The sequence below is a fragment of the Anoxybacillus sp. ST4 genome (assembly GCF_019448545.1).
Taxonomy (GTDB): domain Bacteria; phylum Bacillota; class Bacilli; order Bacillales; family Anoxybacillaceae; genus Anoxybacillus; species Anoxybacillus pushchinoensis.
The window spans coordinates 190,583-204,631 of the sequence record NZ_JAHZOE010000002.1 but is presented as its reverse complement, the minus strand read 5'-3'; the positions used below and the strand labels follow the sequence as shown (position 1 = coordinate 204,631).

Annotated in this window: 12 protein-coding genes; 1 reads left to right on the top strand and 11 read right to left on the bottom strand. The window is 37.8% G+C overall.

Translation table 11 applies throughout. The annotated features are described in order from the left end of the window. Positions 1–117: 117 nt before the first annotated feature. From K1I44_RS03165 to K1I44_RS03130, 8 genes are all read right to left on the bottom strand, one after another. Positions 118–768, bottom strand: coding sequence for a YesL family protein (locus K1I44_RS03165; RefSeq protein WP_219985233.1), 651 nt, complete (start codon positions 766–768; stop codon positions 118–120). Between the two features lie 115 nt (positions 769–883). After that, entirely contained in the window at positions 884–1,498 is a 615-nt protein-coding gene (locus tag K1I44_RS03160) for a polysaccharide deacetylase family protein (RefSeq protein ID WP_219985232.1), read from the bottom strand. Positions 1,499–1,522: 24 nt separating this feature from the next. Then, complete coding sequence (locus tag K1I44_RS03155; protein WP_219985231.1) at positions 1,523–3,688, bottom strand: glycoside hydrolase family 52 protein; 2,166 nt, start codon at positions 3,686–3,688, stop codon at positions 1,523–1,525. 15 nt (positions 3,689–3,703) lie between these two features. Beyond that, entirely contained in the window at positions 3,704–4,513 is an 810-nt protein-coding gene (locus tag K1I44_RS03150) for a carbohydrate ABC transporter permease (RefSeq protein WP_370627955.1), read from the bottom strand. 58 nt (positions 4,514–4,571) lie between these two features. Continuing rightward, complete coding sequence (locus tag K1I44_RS03145; protein ID WP_219985229.1) at positions 4,572–5,450, bottom strand: carbohydrate ABC transporter permease; 879 nt, start codon at positions 5,448–5,450, stop codon at positions 4,572–4,574. Positions 5,451–5,524: 74 nt separating this feature from the next. Beyond that, a complete protein-coding gene (locus tag K1I44_RS03140; protein ID WP_219985228.1) occupies positions 5,525–6,832 on the bottom strand; it encodes an extracellular solute-binding protein in 1,308 nt (435 codons plus the stop codon). Between the two features lie 76 nt (positions 6,833–6,908). Next, on the bottom strand, positions 6,909–7,694 hold the full coding sequence (locus tag K1I44_RS03135) for a response regulator transcription factor (protein WP_219985227.1): 786 nt from the start codon (positions 7,692–7,694) through the stop codon (positions 6,909–6,911). A gap of 6 nt (positions 7,695–7,700) precedes the next feature. Next, positions 7,701–9,437, bottom strand: coding sequence for a sensor histidine kinase (locus K1I44_RS03130; RefSeq protein WP_219985226.1), 1,737 nt, complete (start codon positions 9,435–9,437; stop codon positions 7,701–7,703). Between the two features lie 186 nt (positions 9,438–9,623). Between K1I44_RS03130 and K1I44_RS03125 the strand changes: the two genes are divergently transcribed. Then, on the top strand, positions 9,624–10,808 hold the full coding sequence (locus K1I44_RS03125; RefSeq protein ID WP_219985225.1) for an ROK family transcriptional regulator: 1,185 nt from the start codon (positions 9,624–9,626) through the stop codon (positions 10,806–10,808). 43 nt (positions 10,809–10,851) lie between these two features. Here the strand turns inward: K1I44_RS03125 and K1I44_RS03120 are convergent, their stop codons facing one another. From K1I44_RS03120 to K1I44_RS03110, 3 genes are read right to left on the bottom strand one after another with little or no spacing between them, the layout of a single operon-like run. Further along, positions 10,852–11,835: an aldo/keto reductase gene (locus K1I44_RS03120; RefSeq protein WP_219985224.1), complete on the bottom strand. Its 984-nt coding sequence runs from the start codon at positions 11,833–11,835 to the stop codon at positions 10,852–10,854. Further along, the gene (locus K1I44_RS03115; RefSeq protein ID WP_219985223.1) at positions 11,832–12,893 is read right to left on the bottom strand and encodes an aldose epimerase family protein; all 1,062 of its coding nucleotides are present in this window, start codon (positions 12,891–12,893) and stop codon (positions 11,832–11,834) included. Before K1I44_RS03115 ends, K1I44_RS03120 begins: the two co-directional genes overlap by 4 nt. After that, entirely contained in the window at positions 12,890–13,924 is a 1,035-nt protein-coding gene (locus tag K1I44_RS03110; RefSeq protein WP_370627952.1) for a Gfo/Idh/MocA family protein, read from the bottom strand. The genes K1I44_RS03115 and K1I44_RS03110 overlap by 4 nt, the downstream gene beginning before the upstream one ends. Positions 13,925–14,049: the final 125 nt, after the last annotated feature.

Here is a 14,049-nt window from a genome sequence, read left to right as displayed (position 1 = left end):
ATTCTACTGCACATTTTCTTTTCTGTTGGATCTAAAAAATTTAATATTTACTTAAAAAACTAAAGATATTTCCTATTGTTTATTTTAATAAAATATTAAGATTTTAAAAAACGTTAACTATGTTTCACTGTTAGATGATCCCCATTTCTCTTGCTTTCTTTCAACCTTTTTAAAAGCATGGAGGGCACCCGTCATCACTAGCAAGGCGAACAAACTCACGCTAAAAAAAGGAATAATTCCGGGTAAATAAAAAAATACAACGCATAATAATCCGATCGTAATTACCATCATACTCGTGATGAGAGGATTTGCCATTCCGATTAGGAACGCATATTTCAAGTATTGAAAAAACTTCAAATTATAATGAACGTAAACAGGGAAAATATATAGCAAAGTAACTGTATATAAAATAAAGCTAATGGATAGAGCAATGAAAAAAAAGGTGTGTATATTTGCTGACAAATTTGAAAGATATAACATATCCATATATAACACTATAAATATGGTAGTAAATATTAAACCTAAAGCATTCGCTTTGAAAAACTCTTGTTTATATACTTTGAAAAATGTTTTAAATATCGGAAAGTTGTGATCATGGAATAACAACCACTTCCTTACAATTGTAAAAAGAGAAACAGTTGCTGGGAAAAAACCGAGAAAGAGAACTCCTACCACTGTGAATAAAATCCATAGCACATTGATATATGCAAGTTTTGTAATCCACTCACAAAAGCGATAAAACTTTCCTTCTAAAGTACCAAAGTTCATTACGCATCCGTCCTATCTAAACTTTGTAACTAACATCATTATACAATAATAGGGGGATTTATCCCCCCTATTATTACATACGAAGTTTCCTTTCCTTTTTTAGATGTCATCATTTTTATACAATTCTTTTTTCCGATTGCAACAAATCACTAACAGTGACAAACTCATATCCTTGTATAGATAGCTCCTCGATAAGCACTTCAACTGCCTCAACTGTTTGGGAACGATCCCCAAAACCATCATGGAAAAGCAAAATCACCCCATTGTTTATACACTCGCGCGTCTTAGTGATAATATGGTCTCGACCGGGCTGTTCCCAATCTAATGCATCTACATTCACCGCTCCAATCGTCTGATATTTGAAACGACTAACAATAAGTTCTACATCCTCATTGTAACGAAAATATGGTGGCCGAAACACTTTAGGTTTTCTTCCTGTAAAATTTTCGATTATTTTATCAGCATATTGAATTTCGTGCAAACATTCATGACGATTTATTAATGTCAAGTCGGGATGTGAGTACGTATGATTTCCAATCTCATGCCCAAGAGCAACAACTGCCTCGACGATCTCAGGATACATAGCCATATGTTCACCAATCATAAAAAATGTCGCCTTTCCCGAAACGTTCTTAAATAAATCCAATATGCGTGGCGTATAGATCGGGTTTGGGCCGTCATCGAATGTTACCGCAACCATTTTACGAGAAGTTTCAACTTTCTCAATCATCCCGAATACCCCTCCTTGAATTAATCATTCCACCGATTCAGAGAGACTTTTCATCCCCTGAGAAGGGGGGAATTCGTTCCCCTCTTCTAACCATAAAATGCTCGTCACACCGCGCGGATAGTATTTACTTCCACTAATCTCACCAGAAATAATTTGATCGCTCCAACTCCAGATCGAAAGCTCCGGATGGGTAAGCCATGAGACATGAGCCTCGTCGGCGCGTTTTCCTTGTTTGTTCCACTCCAAGCCTAGAAGATGGCGAGCAACGAATTGGCATAAATAAATTTTACTTAACCATGAGTTGTTACTTGTAGAGGAAATTTTCCATCCTCCATCTGAAAATAGACAAACTCCTTCCTGTAGCACATAGTTCAAGTGTGTTTTCAATGCTTGAATATATGATTTAAAACGCCCATTTTCATCCAATGCTTCATGGTTATTCGTAAAGTAAGGGAATACAAGTCCTTCAATCGCCGGAATGATTTTTGAATCATTCCCTTCACCCATTATTGCCGGAATATATCCCTCATCTGTGACATAGCTTATAATTGTTGCAGCACATCTTTCGGCTTGCTTTCCAGCTAGCATAGCCAATTGCTCGTTGCCAACATCCTTAAACAGCTTTTCTAATGCAACATAAGCTGCCCAACACTTTCCAGCTAAATATAAGTTGTTACGTGCTTGGCCAAGCGATACATCGAGACTATCATATGTCGTAATCTCTGCTCCACCCATCGTGCGGTTACTATCGAGCCCCATAATTCCATTTCGCTTTTCAGGATCCGGATGATCTCGATGAACCATACTTTCGAGACATTTCTCCAAAACCGACAGATGTTTATCGCGCCACGTCACATCTCCTGTTTGTCGAATGTATACTGCAGCACAAAGCACCCAGTTGACGAGTTGTTCGTGTGTCATATGAGAAAAACACCCGCTAATCCCATACAATTCATAAGACGAATAATGTGGACGAGAAAATGTGTTTGCTACTCCCATATCGTGAGTAAAACTGATACCACCTGGGTACTCTAACTCTTCACCAGGAAAACGAACACAATCTTCATAACTATAGCGCTCGACGTATAAATCCAATACATTTCTTACAGTCCATGGATTCATCTTTAATTCAAAAAATAGCTGATCGACAGTGAGATCAAACGTGTTCATCATTCGGTACTCGCCTTCATTAACAACCCAAATAGGTTTTCCCTCACATTCTAGTAGCTGCGTATTACCATAGTAACTGCGTATTGCATGAGCCATCATAAACTTTTGGTCATCAGACAACCATTGTTTCTCGATGAGCGCGTTAGAGTGGAATGATTGTTCCTTTAACACTTCTACATGCTCTAACGCATAAAGGGCGACCTCTTCAATGTTTTTGAAGAAACGAGTATAAAGGTAAGAAGCATCCATGCCTGCCGTAACATAGCCACCCCGATAAAAGCAAATTGCGAATTGGTATGTTTTCTTCTTCCCTGGTGGAACATCCATGATAAGTGCACCGACTTTTCCAAGACCAAATGTCCAGTTTTCTTCAAGCGGTGTTGTCAAAATATCTTCCATGCTGAAATGTAGCGCCGAACGCACATCGTCATTATTTGTAGCAATGCTAACGATTCGTCCTTGTCCGACACCCCGAATTCCAGGACACGTATCATCGATTCGCCGCATGGATGTATACGGATCGTTCCCCTCAAATCCAAAAAAAGCACGTCTTGTTCCTGTTCCTTTTGTATTGTCAATCGTTATCTCGGCAATAATAGCTGGAACTATCGCCAATTTTAACTCTTCATCATTCGCTTTTTCCGGATCAGGCACCGACTTAGCTGGAGAATAAATAGTAAGTGTCAAATCTTTTGCTTTCCATGTATCCGTTCCAACATGGAACTCTCTTTCAATTTGATCCTTCGCGATCGGAAACAAAATTTTTGGTTTTTTCGGACTCGGATCAGGGTTTTCAATATCATACCTCTTACTTTCATCTTCATTCGCTATTTCTAAAAATGGCAACACATCATATATACCTGGTTCATTTAAAGACTGTACACCTATAAATATATTTTGTCTTGGAGGACGGGCAAGCTCAAGATCAAATCCCCCGCTTTTACCAGGGAAACCTAGTGTAAAACTTGCAAACGCTCCAACAGGTGAATGATGGGCGTTAAAAAACATGTTCGTCGGCATATTATTACCCCTTTCTTATCCTTTAATAGCTCCAGCAGTAATCCCTTCCATGATCTTATTACTTAAGAAAAAGAAAAGAATTAAAATTGGTAAAACGCTAATCATTAAAGTTGCTCCAATTGCTCCCCAATCTGTTGTATACTGTCCAATGAAATTTTGTATTCCGACTGTGAGCGTTTTATATTCATCTGAACTGATGAAGGTATTTACAAATACAAACTCATTCCAATTGTAAATCATATTAATAATCGTTGTTGTGACAATTACTGGAGAAGTCATCGGTAAAATGACTTGGAAAAACATTCGATGAACAGAACATCCATCCATGATAGCAGATTCCTCTAGTTCTCGCGGTAACGCATTATAAAAACCTAACAAAATCATAATTGTAATCGGTAAATTAAAACCAATATTTGTTAAAACAATTGACATCGGGTGATCAATTAACTTTACTTTCATAAAAAAGTTAAACAGAGGAATGAGAGTCGAATGGATCGGAATCATTAATCCAACCATGAACAACCCAAGCACAACATGTTTTAATTTCCAATTCATTCGTGTGATTGCAAACGTCACGAAACTAGCTAACAATACAGTAAAAACAACCGATACGGTAGTAATCCATAAACTATTAAAGAAATAGCGACCAATATCCCCTTCAATCCATACCTTCACATAATTTTCCCAACGTGGGGGAGAAGGTAAAGAGAAAAGAGGGGTATTAAATACTTCATGATTATTTTTCAAAGAGAAAAATAACAGCCAGATAAGGGGGAGGATTTGTAGACCGGCAACTGCGAATAACACCATGTAAAATAGAAACATACCAGCTTTTTTTGCATATATAATCGTTCTTTTCATCGTATGAGCACCTCTTACAACGTTAGTATTGAACTTCTTCTTCTGTATGCGTTAACTTTCGAATTAACCATGTAGCAGCAATACAAAGAATCAACAGAGAAAAAGCAATGGCGCTTCCGTATCCGAAATTGAAGCTACGAAATGCTTTTTGATACATGTAAGAGGCAATCACTTCACTCGCCCCGTTTGGTCCACCACCAGTCATCACATAAATTAAATCAAAATATTTTAAAGAACCGACCACAGCTAATACGACTGTTACTTTAATCACGCCAGCAATGAGCGGCAATTTAATTTTATATGCCAATTGCCACGGATTAGCCCCATCAATAATAGCTGCCTCAATGATAGATGACGGGATATTTTTCAAAGCAGCATAGTAAATTAGTATATAGAACCCCGCATATTGCCAAATAATAGGAATAAAAACAGAGTACAGCACAATCGAAGGATCAGCGAGCCAGTTAGGCGTATCCTCCACTCCTAAGAATGAGAGAAGTTGATTCAGCATCCCATTGGAAGGATGATAAATTCGTAACCATAGCTGAGCAATAGCTACTGAAGAAAGCAACATCGGGATTAAATAAATTTTCCGAAGTATATTCGCTCCTTTTACTTTCCCAGCAAGAATGAGTGAAACAACTAAATAGCCACCGAGACTGAAAACAGAAAAAACAGCTAGTAGAAACGAGTGATACACACTTTTCCAAAACATATTGTCTTTTAGCAGTTGTCTATAGTTGTCTAACGCAATAAACGTTCTCTCTCCTATTCCATCCCATTTCATCAAGCTATAGTATCCTGTCATAATGATTGGGATATAAACTAGTATCACAATGAGCAATAAAGCGGGTAGCACGTATAATGCAATGACTCGTTTATCAGACATTACCTTGTCCATATTTTATTTCCTCCCCATCCTTTTGAGGAAAAAGGACATATTGTAGCAATATGTCCTTTTTCTGTTCTACATATCTAGCGTGTGCTAGAGAGCACCTCTTGATGTTGTTTTGCGAATTGCTCTGGTGTTATACTCTCGCCAAACAGTGACTGAATTAAATTTAAGTGCGTTTGGGCAGCTTCTGGATTCATTTGCACATCAGCAAACAATGTAATATTGCTTGCGTTCGCTAATTCATTTAACACGTCAATGTACATTTGTGGCAAATCGACGTTCTCAGTATTCACTTTCGTTGCTGGAATCACGCCCGCTCTTGTTACAGAACGTTCTCCCCATTTTTCAACAAAGAATTTCACAAATTGTTTCGCTTCTTCTTTATGCTTTGAATTTTCAGAAACAAATAGGCCTACTCCTGGTCCACCAACCCAACTATCGATATTCCCTTTTCCACCTTCAACAGTTGGGAATTTAAAAAATCCTACTTTTTCTCTGAATTCTTTTGGAACATCTTCATTCGTTGTAAATTGTGGCAAATCCCATGTTCCCATTAAATACATCGCAGCCTTTTCATTTGTAAATTCTGCTTTTGCCTCATCATTCGATAAGCCGTTAAATCCTTTAATAAACGCTTTCATTTTGACTAATTGTTGAATTTCTTCAGCTGCTTGTACTAAACTCGGGTCTTCAAATGTACCGCTTCCATTGATCGCATTTTTTAACGTATCTGCTCCGCCAATACGATCAGCTAAATACATATACCACATTGATCCTGTCCAACGATCTTTATTTCCTAAAGCAATTGGTGAAACTCCGTTATCTACAAGTACTTGCACAACACGCTTAAACTCTTCATACGTTTTAGGAGCTTCTAAGTTGTATTTTTCAAAAATCCCTTTGTTATAGTAAATAGGCGTGATGTTTAACTCTAAAGGAAGAGCATATGTTTTTCCATCTAATGCATAAGGCTCTGTCGTTCCTGATACAAAGTTGTTACGTAACCCACCATCCAACAAATCGTCTAGAGGAGCAAAGAGTCCTCCTTTTGCATAAGGCTCTAGAAACCCTGCAGCCCACGTCATCCCAATATCAGGAAGTTCGTTTGAAGCCCCTAACACTTTTAATTTGTTTTTATACTGTTCGTTTTCCAAAATTTCTTGTTTTACTTTTACATTTGGATTTTGCTCTTCAAACTCTTTAATAATTTCATTTACGATCATATTATGTTGTTTAGAGCTTCCCGCTGGCCAAAGGTGCATGAAAGTAAGTGTTATCTTCTCGTCCCCTTTCTCCGTCGAGCCTTTTTCGGTCGTTTTTTCCGAACACCCTGCTAATACAAGCACAAAAATTACCATCCACACTATTGTATGCGCTTTCTTTATCATTTTCAAAATCCCCCTTTCGTTTTCTTATTTTTAATGTAGCACGATCAATTCCTATCGGTAAGGTAACGCTTATCATTTAAAATTCCATTTTCTTTAGGTACTCTTTCCGAAAACGATATGGGGTAATTCCTTCAAATTCTTTGAATATCTTAATAAAGTACTTTGTTGTCTGATATCCTGTCATCTCACTTATTTCGGCAATCGACAAGTTCGTATTCACCAGTAAATTTTTAGCTTTTTGCAATCGACATCTCGTTACATATTCGCTAAATGTCATCCTCGTCTCTTGTTTAAATAGAGCACTAAAGTAGCTCGGATTCAAATACACTTGCTTAGCTACATCAGTTAGACTGACATGTTTATGAAGATTTTCATGAATAAACTGAATTGCATTTTTAACTGGCGAAGAAAGTTTCTCCTCCTGTACTCCTATAATGTGATGATCTATAATTTGTTCAATCTTTTTTGCTTTTTCCCGACTTTCCGATATAGCAAGTGCTTGTTGCACTGCTTCAATGAGTTTATCTTTATCTACCGGTTTAAGCAAATAGTTGACAACCCCTAACGAAATAGCTTCCTGAGCGTACGCAAACTCAGAATAAGCGGAAATGATAATGACGACAGGTGCATCCTTTTGTTCTTTTAATGTTCGAATGAGCTTTAAGCCTGTAATCTGCGGCATTCGGATATCCGTTAATAACACGTGCACTTTTTTTCTTTGCAAAATAGTAATCGCCTCTTCACCACTGCTTGCACATATAATTTCGTATTTCCCCATAGACCATAGATCCAAAACTTTTTTCATTCCTTCGCGCGCCCTTGGCTCATCGTCAACAATTAAAATCGTTCTTACATCTTTCACGAAGCTTCACCTACTTTTAGGAATTTGAAATGATACGCACGTTCCCTTCCCTGCTTCGCTCTCTATACGTAACTCTCGATCCTCACCGTAGTAAAGTTGTAGCCGTCGATTTACATTCATTAGTGCGATCCCACTCCCCTTCATCGAAGAAATTGTTCTTTTTCCTAACTTTTCTTTTAATAGACGTAATTGTTTTTCATCCATTCCATTACCGTCATCTTTGACTTGAACAAGAAGTTCCTTTCCGTCTACACATTCTTTAATAATGATCCAAACGGTTCCTATCCCTGTTTTGTTTCCAATTCCATGTAACACCGCATTTTCAACAAGGGGCTGGATGAGCAATTTCGGAATATGAACATGTAAGCAATGATTTGAAACATCTATTTTCCAAACAAATCGTTCTCCCCACCTTGCTTTCATCACTTCCATATAACGTTGAATATGCTCCATCTCTTCACGAATTGTGACCCACTCATCTTGAGTCGAATGGCTAATTGTATAGCGAAACAGTTCAGCCATATTTAATACAAATTTCGCTAACTCTTCCTCGTTTTTTTCAATGAGGGACCAATATAGCGTATCAAGTGTATTAAAGAGAAAGTGCGGGTTAATTTGTGCTTGCAAAGCTTTTAATTCGGCTTGGCTTCGAATTAGCTCTTTTTCGTAAACAACTTGTATTAAATGGTTAATGTCATTTACCAAAGAGTTGTAAGTCTCTATTAGCTCATCAATTTCGATAGTAGATGAAATCGGGGGGCTTAATTTTAACTTCCCGTTTCTGCCGCGCTGCATAATTTTCGTTAACTTTAAAATTGGTTGCGCAACGATCGTAGATAGAAAAAAGGAAAAAATAAAAAAAATGACAAAACCAAGAGCCCCCGAAAGAATGATCGCATTTTTTAAAATATCAGTGCCTTTTATAAGCGATTCTAAAGGGGTCACAATGATTACTTTCCATTTTGTAAAGGGCGATGCTTGTTTAACGACCATATAATTTTTTTCTTCTTTTCCACCTCCATCAAGAATAGACGTGAGGTGTGACGGTAAGTTAGAAACTATTTTTTGATTATGCTCATCGATCACTACTGTGTAACTTGTATTTTCCACTTTTTGATCAGAAAGGTCGTCCAATTGAAAGTAATCGCTATGGATCCGAACTAATAAATAGCCCCCTGGGGAAAAGGAATGATCCGTCAGTCGAACTTGACGAGCTACGACGAAAAACCGGGAAGATGTCGGATCTTTTCCAATCCAAATCATCTTTCCACGTTGTTTTTTTATTTCCTCAACCCATTGAGAACCAACACGTTCTACTAAATTCATTTCATTAAGCGGAAATACTCGTTTATAATCGTTTGTGTACAATTCAAACGATTGAACTCCATCAAAATACGTTTGATACGAGTTTACAACCTGCATTAAATATTGTCTCTCTTCAAACATCAAGCGCTCGCCTTGTATCTCCTTAGAAAACGCACGCTGAACATACATATCGTTGACAATTTGAGAGGTCAATGAATTTAATTGTTTATACAAAGATTCTAATCTTCCATTCACTTGGATAATGGTTTGCTGTATTTGTTCCTCAGCATTTTTCTTTAATAACGATGAAACAATATGAAATGTAATAATTCCAACAAACAATAACACAAGTGTCATAACAAAAATGTAAATCGTTAAAATTTGATTTCGTAACGTGTTGAATCGTGCGATTTTCTGCTTAAAACGACTGAAGGTCATTCAATCCCCCCCTATCTTTCCATAGCAATAAAACATATGTTCACAATAAACAAAATCTCTCAAAATGTGAAGATGCTTTCTCTCTTCTTGCCTTACATTATAATTTCCTTTATTTTGTTTGTCTATAAAACGAACAAAGTCAACTAGAATTTTTCATACAATTATGATACATTGATAAACAGGGTGATGAACTTGACAAAAATAACTGGAAATCCACATTTAATAAAGAAAATTAATAAGGCGCTTGTTCTTGACATGGTGAAAAGCCAAGGACCGTTATCTCGGGCAGATGTCGCACAACGCTCAGGGCTAAATAAAGGTACCGTATCTTCTCTCGTAAAAGAATTAATGGATGAAGAACTCGTATATGAAATCGGACAAGGTGAATCAAGTGGCGGTCGTCGTCCTGTCCTGTTATTGTTCAATGAGAAAGCAGGATATGCAATTGGAATTGATTTAGGCGTTCATTACATCATAGGGATATTGACTGATCTACAAGGGAATATTATCCAAGAAAAGAAGGCGACATTTCATTGCAAAGATTATCCAACTGTCCTCACACTTATTAAAGAGACGATTACTGATTTATTAGAACAAATGCCGAGAAGTCGCTACGGTCTCATCGGGATTGGGATTGGTGTCCCTGGGATTGTCGATAAAGAAGGGAAACTATTGTTTGCACCAAATTTAGAATGGGTAAATATACCTTTGAAACAAGATATCGAGAAAGCTTTCCACGTGCCTGTAATCATCGATAACGAGGCGAACGCTGGGGCATACGGTGAAAAGCGAAAAGGATCTGGAGAAAATTATAACAATGTCATCTACATTAGTGCGGGCATGGGGATCGGTGTTGGTCTCATCTTGAACGGTGAATTATATCGGGGGACAAACGGCTTTTCTGGAGAGAGCGGGCATATGACGATCGAAGTTAACGGACTGCGATGCCGTTGTGGAAATATTGGATGTTGGGAGCTCTATGCGTCCGAACAGGCACTGTTAGAAAAGGCAAGGGTGACTATGAATAATGAAACATCCCTTGAAATGTTACTACAACTGGCTGAAGGCAAGAATGGGGACGTTCTACGTTTATTTGAGCACATTGGTCACTATTTAGGCATTGGTATCAATAATTTAATTAATACGTTTAATCCGGAACAAGTCGTTATTGGTAATCGTTTATCGATGGCAAAACCTTGGATCAAGCCATCAATCAAAAAAATCATTAACCAACGAACATTACCGTATCATCGCACACATGTCGTCATTGAATTTTCTAAGTTGTCTATTTATTCAACGGCATTAGGCATTTCCTTTTTTGCTATTGAAGAATTTTTAAAAAAAGGCGAGAAGGTAGAAGTATTTCTCTAAAAATCTAAAAGGCACCCAATTTTCTTGGATGCCTCTTTTTATTTCAATACGCGCCCCTGATGAATGGATGGACTTGCTGCTTATAAAAAGCTTTTATTTTTTCTTTTTCTTCTTGGCTAAAAGATGGAACAGTCAATGCCTTTAAGTTGTCTTCTACTTGCTCTGCCGTTTTGAAACCTGGAATGACACATGTTACTTCATCGTGATCCAAAATCCAACGCAATGCAGCTCTTGTCATATTCCCTCTTCCATTCGCAATCCATTTCAATTGTTCACTGAGTTCCACACCTTTTTGAAACTCAAGCCCAGCAAACGTCTCACCAACATTAAAATGACTACCATCACGATTAAAATAACGATGATCATTCTCTGCAAACACCGTATTTTTCTTAAATTTTCCTGTTAATAACCCGCTTGCAAGGGGCAATCGAGCTAAAATTCCTACTCCCTGAGCTTTCGCTTGTGGAAGTAATCTCTCTAACGGTTTTTGTCGGAAAATATTCAAGATGACTTGCAATGCTTTCACGTTTGGATTTGTTAAACAAAACAGCCCTTCTTCCACCGTCTCAACACTCACACCATAGTAACGAATTTTACCTTCTTGTTTCAGTTTATCTAACACTTCAAATACTTGACCGTCCTTCAATATTTCAAATGGCGGGCAATGGATTTGATATAAATCAATCCGTTCTCTTCGTAAACGCTTTAAACTTCCTTCGCAGTATTCCCGCACTTTTTCTTCCGAATACGTGCGGAAATCATAAATATCTCCAGCCCGACAAAATTTTGTGGCAATATAAATATCATCTTCTTTTCCTTTTGTTGCTTTGGCTAAAAGCTCTTCACTATGACCATCTCCGTACACATCTGCAGTATCAAAAAAATTAACACCCGCATCAATTGCATGTTGTAATCCTTTTAATGCGTCTGTATCATTCGTCTGTCCCCAAGCTCCGCCGATTGCCCATGTGCCAAAACTTATTTCACTTACTTCCATTTCGGTATCCCCTAAGCGTCGGTAGTTCATCTATTATTCGCCTCCTGTACATAAAACGTATATTTTGTTGTCGATGAATACAATTGTCCTGCTCGCAATATACAAGACGGAAAATGAGGATGATGAACCGCATCTGGCAACGCTTGTGTCTCTAAACAAATGCCTAAATACTTTCGAGATCGCAGACCATTCATTTTTTCACCGTGAGGAATTTGGTTCCCAGTATATACGACGACACCAACTTCATCCGTTTCAACAACTAATGTTCGTCCACTTTCACGGTCAAATAAGACAATTTCTTCATCATGATGAGCATTTAAAATAAATGGATGGTCATATCCTTGTCCGACTAAACGAATTTGCGGATCAGTTGACTCAATGGCTTCTCTCAATTTTTTCCCTTGACGTAAATCAAAAGGTGTACCTGTCACATCTTTTATTTCCCCAGTCGGTATAAAATCATGATCTAACGGTAAAAAACGGTCACTTTTCATTTTTAATTCGTGTTGCAAAATATCTTTTTTTACGTTACCGCTCAAATTAAAGTACGTATGATTCGTTAATGTAAACGGCGTATCTTGATCAGAAATGGCTTGATAAGAAATAATTAGTTCGTTTTCATTGTTTAATGTATATGTGACTTGCACATCAACGTTCCCAGGATATCCTTCTTCCCCATCAACACTCCGATGTGAAAAACGGACACCAACTTCTTCTTTTTTCGAAAACCCTGCCGCTTGCCAAATGACGTGATGAAACCCTTTCTCTCCACCGTGCAGATGGTTTCCGTTTTCATTTGCATATAATCTATACGTTTCTCCATTTAACTCAAAACAACTATTTTTTATTCTCCCGGCTACCCTTCCGATGACAGCTCCTAAATACGGACGGTTTGTCAAATACGAAGAAAAGTCATCAAACGCTAAGACAACATTTTCATATTTTCCATTTTTATCAGGAACAAATATACTTGTAATGATACAACCGTAGTTTAAACAAATAACTTCCATTCCGTGATCATTCGTAAGTGTAAATGAAAAAATCGGTTGACCATCCACTTCTGTTCGCTTCTCCTGTACAATCCTCATTTTTCTCTCTCTTCCTTCCTTGTTTCAACTAATTCGATTACCTTCCCTGTTTTCGCTGAAAGGCGGCATACATCGAGCACTTTAGCTTGTTGAATGATTTCGTCATCTGAGTAGCTTGGCTTCGTTCGATCAATGACACATTGTGAAAAATGCTCCACTTGTAAACGATATTGATCGCCTTTGACAATTTCCTCCTTCACTATTCCTTCATCCGTTTGAATGATAATTAGACCGTCACCTTGTTGTATGTCCGGCCGATAAGCTCTCGGGACAACTAATTTCCCCTTTGTGCCAATAATTTCGTACTCATTGCGAGGGAACATATTAAAACTACAGTCGATTGAGGCGTGAACACCGTTATTCATTTGGAGCCACCCACTTGTAAGTGTGTCTACACCATATTGATCATCATAAGTGGAACAAACAGATAGTACAACCGGCTCCGCTTGTAACAAAAATCGAATAGAATGAATACAATAACATCCCACGTCTAGTAAACTTCCGCCACCAAATGTTTCATTCATGCGAATGTTACTTTCCCGCTCAGCAAGATAGAAAGAAAAGCTTGATCGTATACTTTTTACCTCTCCAATTTCTCCTGAAGCAATCATTTCTTTTACCCGTCTGTGTTGTGGATGAAACTGGTACATAAACGCTTCCATCCAGATTACACCGTTTTCTCGACAAGCTTTCACTACTTTTCGAACATCCTCTTCACATAAGGCAGCTGGTTTTTCACAAAGGACATGTTTCTTATGCTCTGCTGCTTTAATCGCCCATTCCATGTGCAAGTGGTTAGGTAATGGAATATATACTACCTCAACCTCCGGATCAACGAGCAATGCCTCATAATTATCGTATACTTTCGGAATATGAAACTGTTGTGCAACGTGCTGGACTTGCTCATTGCAACTTGCAATTGCTACGATCTTGGCATTCCCTGCCCTTTGAATGGCCTGGATCATCGTCTCCCTTGCAATACGTGCTGTACTTAAAATCCCCCATCCAACCCTCTTCAATAGCTTTCTCACCCTTCCTTCAATTAAGTATAAAACGGAAGAAACAACATTCTTTACCTTTTATTATATCAATGTTTATTTAGTTTGTTCAATAAACAAACTAAATAAATTCTCGTAATAAAAGAAATAGCCTTCGC

Bases quoted from the DNA above. Each gene is read 5' to 3' on its own strand.
- K1I44_RS03140 (WP_219985228.1), bottom strand. From the start codon at position 6,832: ATGATAAAGAAAGCGCATACAATAGTGTGGATGGTAATTTTTGTGCTT.
- K1I44_RS03145 (WP_219985229.1), bottom strand. From the start codon at position 5,450: ATGGACAAGGTAATGTCTGATAAACGAGTCATTGCATTATACGTGCTA.
- K1I44_RS03115 (WP_219985223.1), bottom strand. From the start codon at position 12,893: ATGAGGATTGTACAGGAGAAGCGAACAGAAGTGGATGGTCAACCGATT.
- K1I44_RS03160 (WP_219985232.1), bottom strand. From the start codon at position 1,498: ATGATTGAGAAAGTTGAAACTTCTCGTAAAATGGTTGCGGTAACATTC.
- K1I44_RS03165 (WP_219985233.1), bottom strand. From the start codon at position 768: ATGAACTTTGGTACTTTAGAAGGAAAGTTTTATCGCTTTTGTGAGTGG.
- K1I44_RS03120 (WP_219985224.1), bottom strand. From the start codon at position 11,835: ATGAACTACCGACGCTTAGGGGATACCGAAATGGAAGTAAGTGAAATA.
- K1I44_RS03155 (WP_219985231.1), bottom strand. From the start codon at position 3,688: ATGCCGACGAACATGTTTTTTAACGCCCATCATTCACCTGTTGGAGCG.
- K1I44_RS03150 (WP_370627955.1), bottom strand. From the start codon at position 4,513: ATGTTTCTATTTTACATGGTGTTATTCGCAGTTGCCGGTCTACAAATC.
- K1I44_RS03125 (WP_219985225.1), top strand. From the start codon at position 9,624: ATGAACTTGACAAAAATAACTGGAAATCCACATTTAATAAAGAAAATT.
- K1I44_RS03130 (WP_219985226.1), bottom strand. From the start codon at position 9,437: ATGACCTTCAGTCGTTTTAAGCAGAAAATCGCACGATTCAACACGTTA.